This is a genomic window from Mycolicibacterium sarraceniae, from assembly GCF_010731875.1.
GTDB classification, from domain to species: domain Bacteria; phylum Actinomycetota; class Actinomycetes; order Mycobacteriales; family Mycobacteriaceae; genus Mycobacterium; species Mycobacterium sarraceniae.
Genome location: NZ_AP022595.1, coordinates 997,457 through 1,011,201, shown reverse-complemented (window position 1 = coordinate 1,011,201; position 13,745 = coordinate 997,457). Strand labels below are relative to the sequence as shown.

General features: G+C 64.6%; 13 protein-coding genes and 2 pseudogenes. 10 read left to right on the top strand and 5 right to left on the bottom strand.

Features of this window, described 5'->3' with window-relative positions; translation table 11 throughout:
* The first annotated feature begins 29 nt into the window (after positions 1-29).
* Together G6N13_RS05295 and G6N13_RS05290 are read left to right on the top strand one after the other, a co-directional pair.
* Complete coding sequence (locus G6N13_RS05295; RefSeq protein WP_163695101.1) at positions 30-809, top strand: SDR family oxidoreductase; 780 nt, start codon at positions 30-32, stop codon at positions 807-809.
* Positions 810-822: 13 nt separating this feature from the next.
* Positions 823-1,728 (top strand): SDR family oxidoreductase, encoded by a 906-nt coding sequence (locus tag G6N13_RS05290; protein ID WP_163695100.1) that lies wholly within the window; start codon positions 823-825, stop codon positions 1,726-1,728.
* 61 nt (positions 1,729-1,789) lie between these two features.
* Here G6N13_RS05290 and G6N13_RS05285 read toward each other — a convergent pair whose 3' ends face one another.
* From G6N13_RS05285 to G6N13_RS05270, 4 genes are all read right to left on the bottom strand, one after another.
* Entirely contained in the window at positions 1,790-2,608 is an 819-nt protein-coding gene (locus tag G6N13_RS05285) for a hypothetical protein (protein ID WP_220096771.1), read from the bottom strand.
* A 184-nt stretch (positions 2,609-2,792) separates the two neighbouring features.
* Positions 2,793-3,272 (bottom strand): nitroreductase family deazaflavin-dependent oxidoreductase, encoded by a 480-nt coding sequence (locus G6N13_RS05280; RefSeq protein ID WP_163695098.1) that lies wholly within the window; start codon positions 3,270-3,272, stop codon positions 2,793-2,795.
* A gap of 9 nt (positions 3,273-3,281) precedes the next feature.
* On the bottom strand, positions 3,282-3,656 hold the full coding sequence (locus tag G6N13_RS05275) for a DUF8021 domain-containing protein (RefSeq protein ID WP_163695097.1): 375 nt from the start codon (positions 3,654-3,656) through the stop codon (positions 3,282-3,284).
* The gene (locus tag G6N13_RS05270; protein WP_163695096.1) at positions 3,656-4,819 is read right to left on the bottom strand and encodes a steroid 3-ketoacyl-CoA thiolase; all 1,164 of its coding nucleotides are present in this window, start codon (positions 4,817-4,819) and stop codon (positions 3,656-3,658) included. The genes G6N13_RS05275 and G6N13_RS05270 overlap by 1 nt, the downstream gene beginning before the upstream one ends.
* 145 nt (positions 4,820-4,964) lie before the next feature.
* Here G6N13_RS05270 and G6N13_RS05265 point away from each other — a divergent pair, with 145 nt between their 5' ends.
* The 8 genes and pseudogenes from G6N13_RS05265 (at position 4,965) to G6N13_RS05230 (ending at position 11,778) form a co-directional block, all read left to right on the top strand.
* Complete coding sequence (locus G6N13_RS05265) at positions 4,965-6,206, top strand: cytochrome P450 (protein WP_163701741.1); 1,242 nt, start codon at positions 4,965-4,967, stop codon at positions 6,204-6,206.
* Positions 6,207-6,246: 40 nt separating this feature from the next.
* Positions 6,247-7,254: an acyl-CoA dehydrogenase family protein gene (locus tag G6N13_RS05260; RefSeq protein WP_163695095.1), complete on the top strand. Its 1,008-nt coding sequence runs from the start codon at positions 6,247-6,249 to the stop codon at positions 7,252-7,254.
* Positions 7,254-8,417, top strand: coding sequence for an acyl-CoA dehydrogenase FadE29 (gene fadE29 / locus G6N13_RS05255; RefSeq protein WP_163695094.1), 1,164 nt, complete (start codon positions 7,254-7,256; stop codon positions 8,415-8,417). Before G6N13_RS05260 ends, fadE29 begins: the two co-directional genes overlap by 1 nt.
* Complete coding sequence (locus G6N13_RS05250; protein WP_163695093.1) at positions 8,414-9,388, top strand: bifunctional MaoC family dehydratase N-terminal/OB-fold nucleic acid binding domain-containing protein; 975 nt, start codon at positions 8,414-8,416, stop codon at positions 9,386-9,388. Before fadE29 ends, G6N13_RS05250 begins: the two co-directional genes overlap by 4 nt.
* The gene (locus tag G6N13_RS05245) at positions 9,385-9,786 is read left to right on the top strand and encodes a MaoC family dehydratase (RefSeq protein WP_163695092.1); all 402 of its coding nucleotides are present in this window, start codon (positions 9,385-9,387) and stop codon (positions 9,784-9,786) included. The genes G6N13_RS05250 and G6N13_RS05245 overlap by 4 nt, the downstream gene beginning before the upstream one ends.
* Positions 9,786-10,952 carry a 17-hydroxy-3-oxo-4-pregnene-20-carboxyl-CoA lyase gene (locus G6N13_RS05240; protein ID WP_163695091.1) on the top strand — a complete coding sequence of 389 codons (1,167 nt, stop codon included), beginning with the start codon at positions 9,786-9,788 and terminating at the stop codon, positions 10,950-10,952. Before G6N13_RS05245 ends, G6N13_RS05240 begins: the two co-directional genes overlap by 1 nt.
* Positions 10,953-11,059: 107 nt before the next feature.
* A pseudogene (locus G6N13_RS05235) lies at positions 11,060-11,512 on the top strand (hypothetical protein); the annotation flags it as partial.
* A gap of 23 nt (positions 11,513-11,535) precedes the next feature.
* Positions 11,536-11,778, top strand: a complete 243-nt coding sequence (locus tag G6N13_RS05230) for a hypothetical protein (RefSeq protein WP_163695090.1) — start codon at positions 11,536-11,538, stop codon at positions 11,776-11,778.
* Between the two features lie 84 nt (positions 11,779-11,862).
* On the opposite strand, the pseudogene G6N13_RS05225 reads toward G6N13_RS05230, so the two are convergent.
* Positions 11,863-13,264 (bottom strand): annotated as a pseudogene (locus tag G6N13_RS05225) (IS1380 family transposase).
* Between the last annotated feature and the right edge of the window lie 481 nt (positions 13,265-13,745).

Sequence of the window (13,745 nt, the reverse complement as noted above, 5' to 3'; positions counted from 1 at the left end):
AGCAAGCACTTGCTTGGTACGCTAGCACAGTGACCGACGCGGCTGACACTGGTATCAACCTGCAACTGAGTGGCCGAGTCGTCCTCGTGACCGGCGGCGTGCGAGGTGTCGGTGCCGGCATCAGTGCGGTCTTCGCCGCACAGGGTGCCACCGTCGTCACCTGTGCCCGCCGTCCGGTCGAGGGCTCCCCGTACGAGTTCCGGGCCTGCGATATCCGCGACGACGAGGCCGTGAAGGCGCTCATCGACGGGATCGTCGCCGACCACGGTCGCCTCGATGTCGTCATCAACAATGCGGGCGGCTCACCGTACGTCCTCGCCGCCGACGCATCGGCGAAGTTCAGCCTCAAGATCATCGAGCTCAACCTGCTTGGCGCGCTGTCGGTTTCGCAACACGCCAACGCGGTGATGCAGGCACAGGACTCCGGCGGATCGATCATCAACATCACCAGCGTGAGCGGCAGGCGCCCGACCCCGGGCACCGCCGCGTACGGCGCGGCCAAGGCCGGTATGGAGAATATGACCACCACGCTCGCCGTGGAATGGGCTCCGAAGGTCCGGGTCAACTGCGTCGTCGTCGGCATGGTCGAGACCGAGCAATCCGAACTCTTCTACGGTGACGCCGATTCGATCGCGGCGATCTCGAAGAACGTGCCGCTGGGCAGGCTGGCCAAACCCGAGGATATCGGTTGGGCCACCGCATTTTTGGCTTCTCCCGCGGCGTCCTACATCAGTGGCGCGTCGCTGGAGGTACACGGTGGCGGGGAACCGCCGCACTACCTGTCGACCACGACTGCCGACATCAAATAAGGAGACAAGACAAATGGGACTTCTCGACGGTCGCGTGGTCATCGTGACGGGTGCCGGTGGTGGCCTCGGGCGGGCACACGCACTGGCATTCGCCGCTGAGGGCGCGCGTGTGGTGGTCAATGACATCGGCGTCGGCCTCGACGGCTCACCGGCCGGCGGCGGTAGCGCCGCCCAAGGCGTCGTCGACGAGATCACCGCTGCCGGTGGGGAAGCCGTCGCCAACGGCTCCAACGTCGCCGACTGGGCGCAAGCCGAGGGACTCATTCAGACCGCCGTGGACAATTTCGGTGGGCTCGACGTGTTGGTGAACAACGCCGGCATCGTCCGGGACCGGATGTTCGTCAACGCCACCGAAGACGAGTTCGACGCTGTCACCGCCGTGCACCTCAAGGGGCACTTCGCCACCATGAAGCACGCCGGCGCTTACTGGCGTGCGCAGTCCAAAGCCGGCAATGCCGTTGACGCCCGGATCATCAACACCAGCTCGGGTGCCGGGCTGCAGGGCAGCGTCGGGCAGGCGACCTACAGCGCCGCCAAGGCCGGTATCGCCGCGCTGACGTTGGTCGCCGCCGCCGAGATGGGCCGCTTCGGTGTGACCGTCAACGCCATCGCCCCGTCGGCGCGCACCCGGATGACCGAGACGGTCTTCGCCGACATGATGGCCACGCAGGACAGCGATTTCGACGCCATGGCGCCGGAGAATGTCTCGCCGCTGCTGGTCTGGCTCGGCAGCGTCGAGTCCAAGGACATCACCGGCCAGGTTTTCGAGGTCGAGGGTGGCATCATCCGGGTGGCTGAAGGCTGGAACCGCGGCGGGACCATCGACAAGGGCGCCCGCTGGGATCCCGTCGAGCTCGGCCCGGTGGTCCGCGACTTGATCGCGAAGTCGCGGACCCCGCTGCCGGTCTTCGGGGCCTAAGCCTGAATCCACCGCCCGTCGGTGGATTCAGGCGAAGGTGCCCAGGATCGCCGTTCGCGAATCACCCGCCGGCGCGCGGGCTGCGCGCGTGAGCGGACGTGGACTTGGTCGCTGTGCCGGTACGGTTCGTCGCGGTCGGCTTGCCCGCCTGCCGCGCGGACCGGGCAGCGGCCGACGGTTTGGCCAGGCCGGATGCGGATTGTTGGGGACTGTTGAGCTGGCCTGTGACGACCTCGTGAAACGTCTGAACTGCGGCTTCCAGCTTGTCGAAGTTGTTGTCGAAGCGGCCTTCTGCCTGATCGAACCAGCTGTTGACTTGGCCTGGGTGCAGCTGAACGCCCAGCGTTTTCGAGACCTCGCCGAGCGCCTTCGAGAGGTTCAGCTTGGCCCTTTCGAACTCCGCGTCGGTCAGCTTCTGTCGCCGTTCGAGTCGGCCTTGGAGCGTTGTCAGCGTCTTGTCGAGGTTCGTCAGGTTCGCTGTGCGCTGCGCATGGAGCAGCGTCGTGATTACCCCACCCTGTGCGCTCAGCACACGGGTCACGGCATCGACCGCGCGATCGAATTGAGGCGGAAGGATCTGCCTCTTGAGCTCTTCGGCGGCCTTGGCGATGGGCTTGGCGAGCCATTCCCTCTGCGACCAGACGAGTGCGACTCCGACTGACACAACGCCGACTGGACCGGAAACAAGTCCGGCAACTACTGCGACCGTCGCCCCGATCGTCGGCAGATAGTCCGAAATCTGCTTCCGCGTAGCGGCGCGGGCCGGCGCGACGATGGGCACAGCCGCCAAGGCGACCGCTCGGTGCGTGACGGCCTGGTCGGACTGGGCCGGCGTCGGGGGTGTCGCCGCAATCAAGCCGGCTGCGGCCGTGATCGCCACGGCCGTCGCAAGTGTGTGCCGCCCGACCAACAAACCCCGCATGGATTCCCCAACCCAACTCTCGTCGGCACGCCCGCCTGGCGGCCGGGAGTCACGAGTATAAGCGCAAGCCAGCAAACTCTGCCAACGGGTAGTTGAACTGTGGGAAAAGGTGGTTGAAGTGGTCAGCAACCCATCGGCAGCGTCAGGCCGGGTCGCAGATGATGATCGGGATCTTGCGCTCGGTGTAGGACCGGTAGTTCGGGAAGTCGGGATACATCTCGTCGAGCTTGGGCCAGTACTCATCGCGCTCGGCGTCGGTGGCCTCGCGTGCGACGAGCGGGAATACGCCCTTCTTCGTCCGGAACGAGATGGCCGGATTGGCCTTGAGGTTGAGATACCACATCGGGTCGGTCGCCCGGCCGCCTTGGGACGCAACGAGAACGATCCGCTGCCCTTCCTGCAGGAACAGCAGGGGGCTCTCGCGCAGCTGCCCGGACTTGCGTCCCGTCGTCGTCAGGATGCCGACCTCAGCGCCATGCAGGAATTTGTCGCCGAAGCGCCCGTTCGTCTTCTTGAAGATCCACGTGTTCGCCTTCGACATCCATTTGATGGCTATGCCGGCGAACGGGGAGTTCAGGTTCTTGATCTGCCTGGGGCTCAGGGGGCGAGGGGTATTGGTCATTGGAGGAACCTATCGCGCCAGGAACGGGCGGATGTCCGCCCGAATACGGTGGATCAGGCCGTCGGAGGCCGGAATCAAGAACGTCTCGTCGATATGCGCGCCGACACGTCGTCCCGCCAGCGAGGGTTTGGTGACGAGGTCAAAGCGGGCGTGGACCTCGTCACCGACCACGCTGAACTCTGGCTCGGTGACCGATGCGATCACTTTGTACTGCGGTCCGTTATTGAGGCTGCGGCGCAGGTGATTTCCGGAGAAGCCGGTCTTGAGCCCGACCTCGACGCGCGTGCAACCCGGGGCGAACGGCACCTGGTCAGCCCGGTGGCTGGCCAATGCCTCGATATAGGCCAGGGCCGCCGCGATCCGCTCTTCCTCGCTTGCGGCCACTAGATCCGCTCGATGATGGTGCCGGTCGACAGCGCGCCGCCGGCGCACATGGTGATCAGGGCGGTGCTCTTGTCGGTGCGCTCCAGCTCGTGCAGCGCGGTGGTGATCAACCGGCTACCGGTGCTGCCGACGGGGTGGCCCAGCGCGATGGCGCCGCCGTTGACGTTGACCTTCTCCATATCGGCGTCGTGGACCTGGGCCCAGCTCAACACGACTGACGCGAACGCCTCGTTGATCTCGACCAGGTCGATATCGCCCAGCTTCATGCCGGCCTTGTCCAGCACCCGTTGGGTGGACTGCACCGGGCCGTCGAGATGGTAGTAGGTCTCGGAACCGACCAGGGCCTGGCTGACGATCCGGGCGCGGGGTTTCAGTCCCAGTGCGCGAGCCTTGTCTTCGTCCATCCACAGCACCGCCGCGGCACCGTCGGAGATCTGCGACGAGGTGCCCGCAGTGTGGATGGCGCCTTCCATCACCGGGCGGAGCCCGGCGAGGCCTTCCATCGTGGTATCGCGCAGCCCCTGGTCGCGGCTGACGAAGTGGCGCTCCGCGGTGGGCTGCTTGTTTTCGTCGATCACCGGTGCCTCGATCGGGGAGATCTCCCGGTCGAAGCGGTGCTCATCCCAGGCTCGCTTGGCTCGTTGCTGCGAGAGGAATCCTAGGTGGTCGAGGTCTTCGCGGGTGATGCCGCGGCGCTTGGCGATTCGCTCGGCCGCGGTGAACTGATCGGGCATATCGATATCCCACGACGCGGCGCGGATCAGCGACCGATCCGGCCCGGCGTTGGCGCCGAGGCCGACCCGGCTCATCGCCTCGATACCGCAGGCGATGCCGACGTCGATCGCGCCGGCGGCAATCAGGCCGGCAATCAGGTGATTGGCCTGCTGCGCGCTGCCGCACTGACAATCGACGGTCGTCGCGCCGATCTGCTCGGGCAAGCCCGCGGTCAGCCACGCCACCCGGGTGATGTTGTTGGACTGCTCGCCGAACTGGGTGACGCATCCACCGATGAGCTGCTCGACCTCGTTGGCGTCGATACCGGCCTTGTCGATCACGGCCTTTTGAACTGCGCCCAACAATTCGGTCGCATGCAGTCCGGACAGCCAACCGCCCCGCTTACCGATCGGGCTGCGGGTGGCTTCGACGATGACAGGATTACCCATGACGTCAGGCTAGAACACGTTCCATTACTCTGACAAGCGAGGATGCCGCGGTGCCTTTTTTCTGCGGTGAAGCCATGTTTTACTGGCACTAGAACACGTCATTTTGATTGGCACTAGAACACGTCGTATTGAGGAGCGCATGACTATGCCAACCCCCAACATCCCGTCCGGCTTCGACTTCCTGGACCCCGACCTCTGTGTCCAGCGGCTGCCGGTCGAGGAACTCGCCGAGCTGCGCAGGGTCGCGCCGATCTGGTGGTGCGAGCAGGCTATCGGTAAGGGTGGCTTCAACGACGGCGGCTACTGGGTCGTCTCCAAGCACAAGGACGTCAAGGAGGTCTCGCGCCGTAATGACGTCTTCCTCAGCAATGACAACACTGCGATCCCGCAGTTCCCGGACGAGATGGCGCGCGAAGACATCGACGTGCAAAAGATTATGTTGCTCAACATGGACGGCGAGCACCACGACCGGTTGCGCCGAATCATCTCCAAGGGCTTCACACCGCGGGCGATCAATCAGCTGCGCGACGAGCTCGACCGTCGGGCCCAGAACATCGCCAAGGAGGCCGCCGCTCAGGGCAGTGGGGACTTCGTCGAGCAGGTGGCCTGCGAGCTGCCGCTGCAGGCTATCGCCGATTTGCTGGGTGTGCCCCAGGAGGATCGCGACAAGCTGTTCCGCTGGTCGAACGAGATGACTGGTAACACTGACGAGGAATTCGACGTCGACCCCAAGCAGTCGTCGATGGAGGTGCTGGCCTACGCCATGCACATGGCCGAGGTGAAGGCCAAGAACCCCGGCGGCGATATCGTCACCGCGCTGATCAACGCCGATATCGACGGCGAGAAGCTCTCCGACGACGAGTTCGGCTTCTTCGTCATGATGCTGGCCGTCGCCGGCAACGAGACCACCCGCAACTCGATCACCCACGGGATGATCGCCTTCGCGAACAACCCCGACCAGTGGGAGCTCTACAAGAAGGAGCGCCCCGAGACCGCTGCCGATGAGATCGTCCGCTGGGCTACGCCGGTCACCGCCTTCCAGCGCACCGCCGCCGAAGATGTCGAGTTGTCCGGCGTGCAGATCAAGAAGGGCCAGCGGGTGGTCATGTTCTACCGCTCGGCCAACTTCGACGAAGAGGTCTTCGAAGATCCGCACACGTTCAACATCCTGCGCAACCCCAACCCGCACGTGGGCTTCGGTGGCACCGGGGTGCACTACTGCGTCGGGGCGAACCTCGCCAGGATGACGATCAACCTCATCTTCAACGCCGTTGCCGACAACATGCCCGATCTCACACCACTTGGCGAACCCGAGCGGTTGATGTCGGGTTGGCTCAACGGAATCAAGCACTGGCAGGTCGATTACACCGGCGCCGGAGCCAGCTGAGCGCAACGCGCCGGCCGCAACGAATCAAGGAGGATTCTTCGTGGATTTCAGTCCGGACGAAGGGCAGCAGGCTGTCACCGATGTGGTGACGTCCGCGCTCGAACGGGACAACAGCTGGGACGCGCTGGTCGCGGGCGGCATCGTGGCGTTCGGCGTCCCGGAGCGGCTCGGCGGTGACGGACTCGGGCTGGCCGAGATCACGTCGGCGCTCACCCAGATCGGTAGATTCGGCAACGTCAGCCCGGCCTTCGCGACCCTGGGTCTTGGCCTGCTTCCCTTGCTGGACTTGGCTTCTGACGAGCAGCAAGATCGCTACTTGGCCGGCGTGGCCGAGGGCGCGGTGCTGACCGCGGCGCTCAACGAGCCGGGGCACTCGCTGCCCGAGCGGCCCGCCTCGCGGCTGACGGACGGCAAACTCAACGGCACCAAGGTCGGCGTTCCCTATGCGGAACAGGCGGAGTGGATCGTTGTCAGCACCGACAGCGGCGTGGTCGTGGTCTCGCCCAAGGCCCCGGGTGTGAGCTTGACGAAGACCCCGACATCGAATCACTCGGACGAATACGTCGTCGCGTTCGCTGACACCCCGGTCGCCGATGCAGATGTGTTGGGCGGCAGTGATTCCGTGCGCCGACTGAGTCAGCTGGTGGTGGCCGCCGTCGGCGCCTACGCGTCCGGTCTGGTCGCGGGCGCGCTGCGGCTAACCGCCGATTACGTCGCCAACCGGCACCAATTCGGCAAGCCGTTGTCGACGTTTCAGACCGTCGCCGCTCAGCTTGCGGAGATCTACATCGCCTCGCGGACGATCACGCTCGCGTCGACGTCGGTGTCCTGGTTGCTGTCCGAAGGTCGCGATGCCGCCGAGGATCTTGACGTCCTCGGCTATTGGGTGACATCCCAGGCGCCGCCTGTCATGCAACTGTGCCACCATTTGCACGGCGGCATGGGGATGGACATCACCTATCCGATGCACCGGTACTACGAGTCGATCAAGGACCTCACCCGGCTATTGGGTGGCCAACAACATCGCCTTGAACTGGTGGGAGCGTAATGTTTATCGAGCTGACGCCCGAGCAGAAGCAGCTGCAAGCCGAACTGCGCGAATACTTTTCGAATCTCATTTCCCCTGAGGAAGCTCAGGCGATGGAGTCCGACCGGCATAACGAGGCCTATCGGGCGATCATCAAACGAATGGGTTCCGACGGAAAGCTGGGCGCCGGCTGGCCCAAGGAGTACGGCGGGCTCGGCTACGGACCAATCGAGCAGTCGATCTTCGTCAACGAGGCCCAGCGTGCCGACGTGCCGCTGCCCGCGGTGACTCTGCAGACCGTCGGACCCACGTTGCAGCAGTACGGGACCGACGCTCAGAAGAAGAAGTTCCTGCCCGCGATCCTGGCCGGTGACGTGCATTTCGCCATCGGTTACAGCGAGCCGGAGGCCGGTACAGACCTTGCGTCGCTGCGCACCACGGCGATCAAGCAGGGTGACGAGTACATCGTGAACGGCCAGAAGATGTGGACTACCGGCGGGCACGACGCCGACTACATCTGGCTGGCCTGCCGCACGGACCCCGATGCGGTGAAACACAAGGGCATTTCGATCCTGATCGTCGACACCAAGGATCCGGGGTATTCCTGGACGCCGGTCATTCTGTCCGACGGTGCCCACCACACCAACGCGACGTACTACAACGACGTACGGGTGCCTGCAGACATGCTGGTCGGTGAAGAGAACGGTGGCTGGCGGCTGATTACCACCCAGCTCAATAACGAGCGGGTCATGCTCGGTCCGGCCGGGCGGTTCGCGGCGCTCTACGACCGGGTGCACGCGTGGGCGTCCAAGCCCGGTAGCACGGGGGACACCCCCCTCGACCACGACGACGTCAAGCGCTCGCTCGGCGAGCTCAAGGCGATGTGGCGCATCAATGAGCTGCTCAACTGGCAGGTCGCGGCGTCGGGGGAGACCATCGACGTCGCGGACGCGGCCGCCACCAAGGTTTTCGGCACCGAGCGCATCCAGTACGCGGGCCGGTTGGCCGAAGAAATTGTTGGTACACATGGGAATCCGGCGGATCCGGAAACTGCTGAGCTGCTGCAGTGGCTGGACAGCCAGACCAAACGCAATTTGGTGATCACATTCGGTGGCGGAGTGAATGAAGTGATGCGGGAAATGATCGCGGCCGCTGGTCTGAAGGTTCCGAGGGTGCCCCGATGAGCGCAGTCGACGACATCAAGGCTGCGGCTGAACGGGTCAAGGCCGAGGGTAAGAGCAAGCCCCGGGTCGGCCGGCATCCGGTCAACCAGCCGATGATCGACCACTGGCTCGACGCGATCGGCGACAAGAACCCGATCTACCTCGATGAGGATGCCGCCAAGGCGGCTGGCCATCCCGGTCTCGTCGCGCCGCCCGCGATGATCCAGGTCTGGACGATGATGGGTCTCGGCGGCGTTCGCCCCGACGACGATCCGCTGGGCAAGATCCTCGAATTGTTTGACGAGGCAGGCTATATCGGCGTCGTCGCCACCAATTGTGAGCAGACCTACCATCGGTATCTCCGCCAGGGTGAAGAGGTCAGCGTTGCCGCCGAGCTGACCGATGTGGTCGGCCCGAAGCGCACCGCCCTCGGTGAGGCGTTCTTCGTCACGCAGACCATCACCTGGTCCGTCGGCGACGAGGATGTCGCCGAAATGATGTGGCGGATCATGAAATTCATCCCCGCTGACAAGGATGGCGCTAAAGAGCCCGCCGTTTCGTCGGTGCCCGATGACCTTGACGCGGATTCCGCAATGCGGCCGGCGTCATCGCGGGACACCAAGTTCTTCTGGGACGGCGTCAACGCACATGAGTTACGCATCCAGAAGCGAGATGACGGCACGCTGGTGCATCCGCCGATTCCGGCGGTGTGGCTGGACAAAGAGCAGGAGACCGACTACGTCGTCGCCAGCGGAAAGGGCACCGTCTTCAGCTTCGTGGTGCACCACGCACCCAAGGTGCCTGGCCGCACGCTGCCGTTCGTCATCGCCCTCGTCGAGCTCGAGGAAGGCGTGAAGATGCTCGGCGAGCTGCGCAACGTCGACCCCTCGACCGTGGAGATCGGAATGCCGGTTAGCGCACTGTATATCGACTTCCCGGCCAACGATGTCGGCCCCGCCTGGACCAACTACGCATGGGAGCCGGCCAAATGAGCGCGCCCGCTATTGAGGTCGGCACCAAGCTGCCCGAGCTCAAGTTCTACGGCGACCCGACGTTCATCGTCTCGACGGCGATCGCCACCCGGGATTTCCAGGATGTGCACCACGACCGAGACAAGGCGCAAGCCAAGGGCTCCAAGGACATCTTTGTCAACATCCTCACCGACACCGGTCTGGTGCAGCGGTTCATCACCGACTGGGCCGGGCCGACCGCCGTCATCAAGTCGATAGGTTTGCGCCTGGGTGTGCCCTGGTACGCCTACGACACGGTGACGTTCACAGGTGAGGTCACCGCAGTGGAAGACGGTTTGATCACATGTGCGATCGTGGGCAGCAACAGTCTTGGCGATCATGTGATCGCCAACGCCACGCTCACGGTGGGGGCCGCCTGATGCCGGGCGAGCTGTCGGGGAAGGCCGCGATCGTCGGTATCGGCGCGACTGATTTCTCCAAGAACTCTGGTCGCAGTGAGCTGCGGCTGGCCTCGGAGGCCGTGCTGGACGCGCTCGATGACGCCGGCCTGACCCCCGCCGACGTCGATGGTATGACCACCTTCACGATGGACTCCAATACCGAGGTTGCCGTTGCGCGGGCCACCGGAATCGGTGACCTGAAGTTCTTCTCCAAGATCCACCACGGCGGTGGCGCGGCCTGCGCCACCGTGCAGCAGGCGGCCATTGCCGTGGCCACCGGTGTCGCGGATTGCGTTGTCGCATACCGCGCTTTCAACGAGCGCTCCGGGATGCGGTTCGGCCAGGTACAGATGCGGCTGGTCGAGAATTCCGACTCCACCGGCGTGGACAATTCGTTCTCCTACCCGCATGGGCTGTCGACGCCGGCGGCGCAGGTGGCGATGATCGCCCAGCGCTATATGCATCTGTCGGGTGCGACCAGCCGCGATTTCGGCGCGGTGTCGGTCGCGGACCGCAAGCACGCGGCCAACAACCCGAAGGCGTACTTCTACGAGAAGCCCATCACCATCGAGGATCATCAGGCCTCACGGTGGATCGCCGAGCCGCTGCGGCTGCTCGACTGCTGCCAGGAGACCGATGGCGGTGTGGCACTGGTGATCACCTCACCGGAGCGGGCCAAAGACTTGAAGCACCGGCCTGTCATCATCGAAGCGGCGGCGCAGGGGTCGAGCCCGAATCAGTACTCGATGACGAGCTACTACCGGCCCGAACTCGGACTGCCCGAGATGGGGCTGGTGGGCAGGCAGCTATGGGAGCAGTCCGGGCTGAGCCCGGCCGATATCCAGACGGCGATCCTCTACGACCACTTCACTCCGTTCACGCTGATTCAGTTGGAGGAGTTGGGGTTCTGTGCGCAGGGCGATGCGAAGGACTACATCAAGGACGGCGCGTTGGAGCTCGGCGGACGGCTGCCGATCAACACCCACGGCGGCCAGCTCGGTGAGGCCTACATCCACGGTATGAACGGCATCGCCGAGGGCGTGCGGCAGCTGCGCGGAACGTCGGTCAACCCCGTGCCGAACGTCGAGCACGTGCTCGTCACCGCCGGCACCGGCGTGCCGACGTCCGGCCTGATCCTCGGCTAGCTTTTCGGAACGTCACTCCAGAGTCGCGTTCGGCGTCCACCGTGACTTTGGTGCGACGCTCGCGGGGGTTGTCGGTGGGTGGAGGCCCACTTCCGCCATCGGTGAGCGGCCGGCGCGGAATTCGGGCGGCCCGCGAGACCATGGGGCTCGTCGACGGGGGAGCCCAGTCGCCCAAGGAAACCTGGCTCAGACTGCTCTTGATCGACGCCGGCCTGCCACGCCCTCAGACCCAGATCCCGGTGTTCGACGAGTTCGGCGAACTGGTCGGCTATCTCGACATCGACTGGGAGGACATCAAGGTCGCGGCCGAGTGTGACGGGGAACAACATCGCAAAGACCGCTGGCAATACACGCGCGACAACCGTAGGCGCGAGTTTCTGGAACAGCCTGGTTCGATCATCATTCGAGTCTTGGCGGGCGATCGGCAGGCGGACATCATCCGACGGGTCCGGGAGCCGTCGCCCGCCGAACGTGACACCAGAGCCAGGTTCAGCGTTCAGCGTGACACTGGTGTGACGCTCGGCGAAGGAGTCGAAATGCTCAGGTCAGGTTGTTCTTGACCTGGGAGTCTTACATCTCAGCGATGGCCAGCGCCGTCTCCGGCAGCACGGGATCGTTTGGTGAGCTGGAGAACTCGATGTTCGCCAGGGCCGTGCCCTCGGTGAATTACACCTCGGTGATCCCCTTCGAGCCGTCGGGTGACCTACCGGTGGCGATGAGTCCGTTGTCGCCGTCGCCGACATCAGCGGGCTGCTGGTGCCCCGTCAACGTCCTTAGCCTCGATCCACCGATGTTCGTTGGTAGTGGTGGTGGGGTTGAGTTTTGATCGTGGTTGCTGTTGCCGGCAGGGGGTATCTGCTGGTCTGCCCAGCTTTTCCTGTGTTGTTCGGTCGGGCCTTTCGGCGGGTGGTCAAAAGGTCGTGGTGGCTGGCGGGCTGTGGCCGATGGTGTTGCGCCACTGGGTGAGCCAGTGATCGACCCAGGGCCAGTGGGCTGGTAGGTGCAGGATGGGTCGGCGTTGCGGCCGTGCCAGTCGGGCTGCGATGTTGATGATCTTGCGGCGCAGGGTGGTGCCGCGGGCGGCGGCGTTGGTGCCGCCGGCCAGGACGCCGGTGGCGCGCAGCAGGTTGTGGGCGATCGCGGCGCATAGGATCCAGGCGCTGTTGGCGTCGAAGCGCCCGGAGGGGATGTGGGCCAGTGGGCCGTCGATGAGGTCGGCGAACACGGTTTCGATGATGGCGTGGCGGCGGTGGGTGATATCGGCGGCGTCGATGGGTTCGTCGGTGTCGGTGAAGAACGGGTGATAGCGCCACACCGGGAACAGGGCGTCACGGTAGCGGGCGTCTTTGACGCGGCGCACGATCAACCGGGCAGTCATCGGGTGATCGGTGGAACCGAAAGCGGTGTAGGTGGTTTCAGCGACTTCGGCATCGCAGATCCAGTCCCCGGTATCGGGGTCACGCACCGCGCCGGGGTAGTTGACCGGCCTCCACGCATCATCGGCGATGGTGTCGATGGCTGCCGTCACAGCCCGGGTTTTGGTCAGCACCAGCGAGAACCGGGCCCCGGCCCGTTGGCGGGCCGCCACCACGGTGCTGTTGCCGTAGGCCGAGTCTGCGCGCACCAGGATCTGACCACCGACTCCGGCGGCACGCGCGGTCACCACGGCGTGGGCGATCATGGACGCCGCGCCCCGCCCGGAGTTCGCTCTGCCGGCCCGCAGCCGGGCACCGGTGATCACCGGGGCGCTGTGGTCGGTGCTGATCGTGGTGATCAATGGCGAGAGTCCTTTGCGCAGGATTCTGCGTGCCGGCGATCGTGGTGTGCCCGTAGGGGCCCTGCTTGGCGTGTCCATACACCGGGCGCAGCAGGGAGTCGATGTCGATGAAGGCCCGCTCATCGGCCCCAGGCAACAGTGGCACCCGCTGACACAGCGCCCCCAGGTGTTCGCGCAGGACCGATTCGAGTTGCCGTGCATGACCGAAGGTGAACTCCCGCAACAGGGTTCCGATGATCGAGGGTGCATACACATCCCCGAACAGGGTCTTCATCCCACCGGCACGCACAATATCGAGGTCGTCGATACTGTCCGCGCCAGCGCACATCCCGGCGATCAGCGTGGTCAGCTTCGGTGACGGATTGGCCGCACCGGATTTGATCCGCTCGCCGATGAACGCGATCTTGCGCTCCAACAACTCTGACAGCCCGGTTTGAGCGGCCAGCGTCATCACCGCCACCAGCCCGGCGCACGACACGAGATGCTCTTCATCGAACACCGCAGACTCGGCGGCGAACCTATGGGAAACTTGCACTCGAAGTGCCCTTCCGAGTTGGTCCGATTGTTTGTGTAAGAACTTCAATCATCCCAGTTCAAAGGGCACTTTTCTAATACCGACACCCGAACCCTCATCAAGTCAATCGGTGGATCGAGGCTAAGACGTTCGGCTCACCGCTCGGCGCCGCAGCGTAGAAGACCGCGGCACCGGCTGGCCGCCCTCGGACGTATGCAGTGTCGAGCAATCAATCGTGTTGTCTCACAGCTGCTTTCAGCATCAATTGAGGTGTAGAACCTCGTCGAGTGGCGCACGCGGGTCGGGCGATGACGGCCGTACTGATCACCACGCTGAGCATCAGTGTTCCTACGCCGCTGCGGGAACTGATCATCCCCGGGGTTTCGCAACCGCACCACCTCCGTCGCTCGATCCACCTCCGTGGCCCGATCCCTGCTGGTGACGGGAGGCTTGCGAACCCAGCTCCGTGGACCTGGGCAGTCGTGCAGGGCTTAACTCGTCA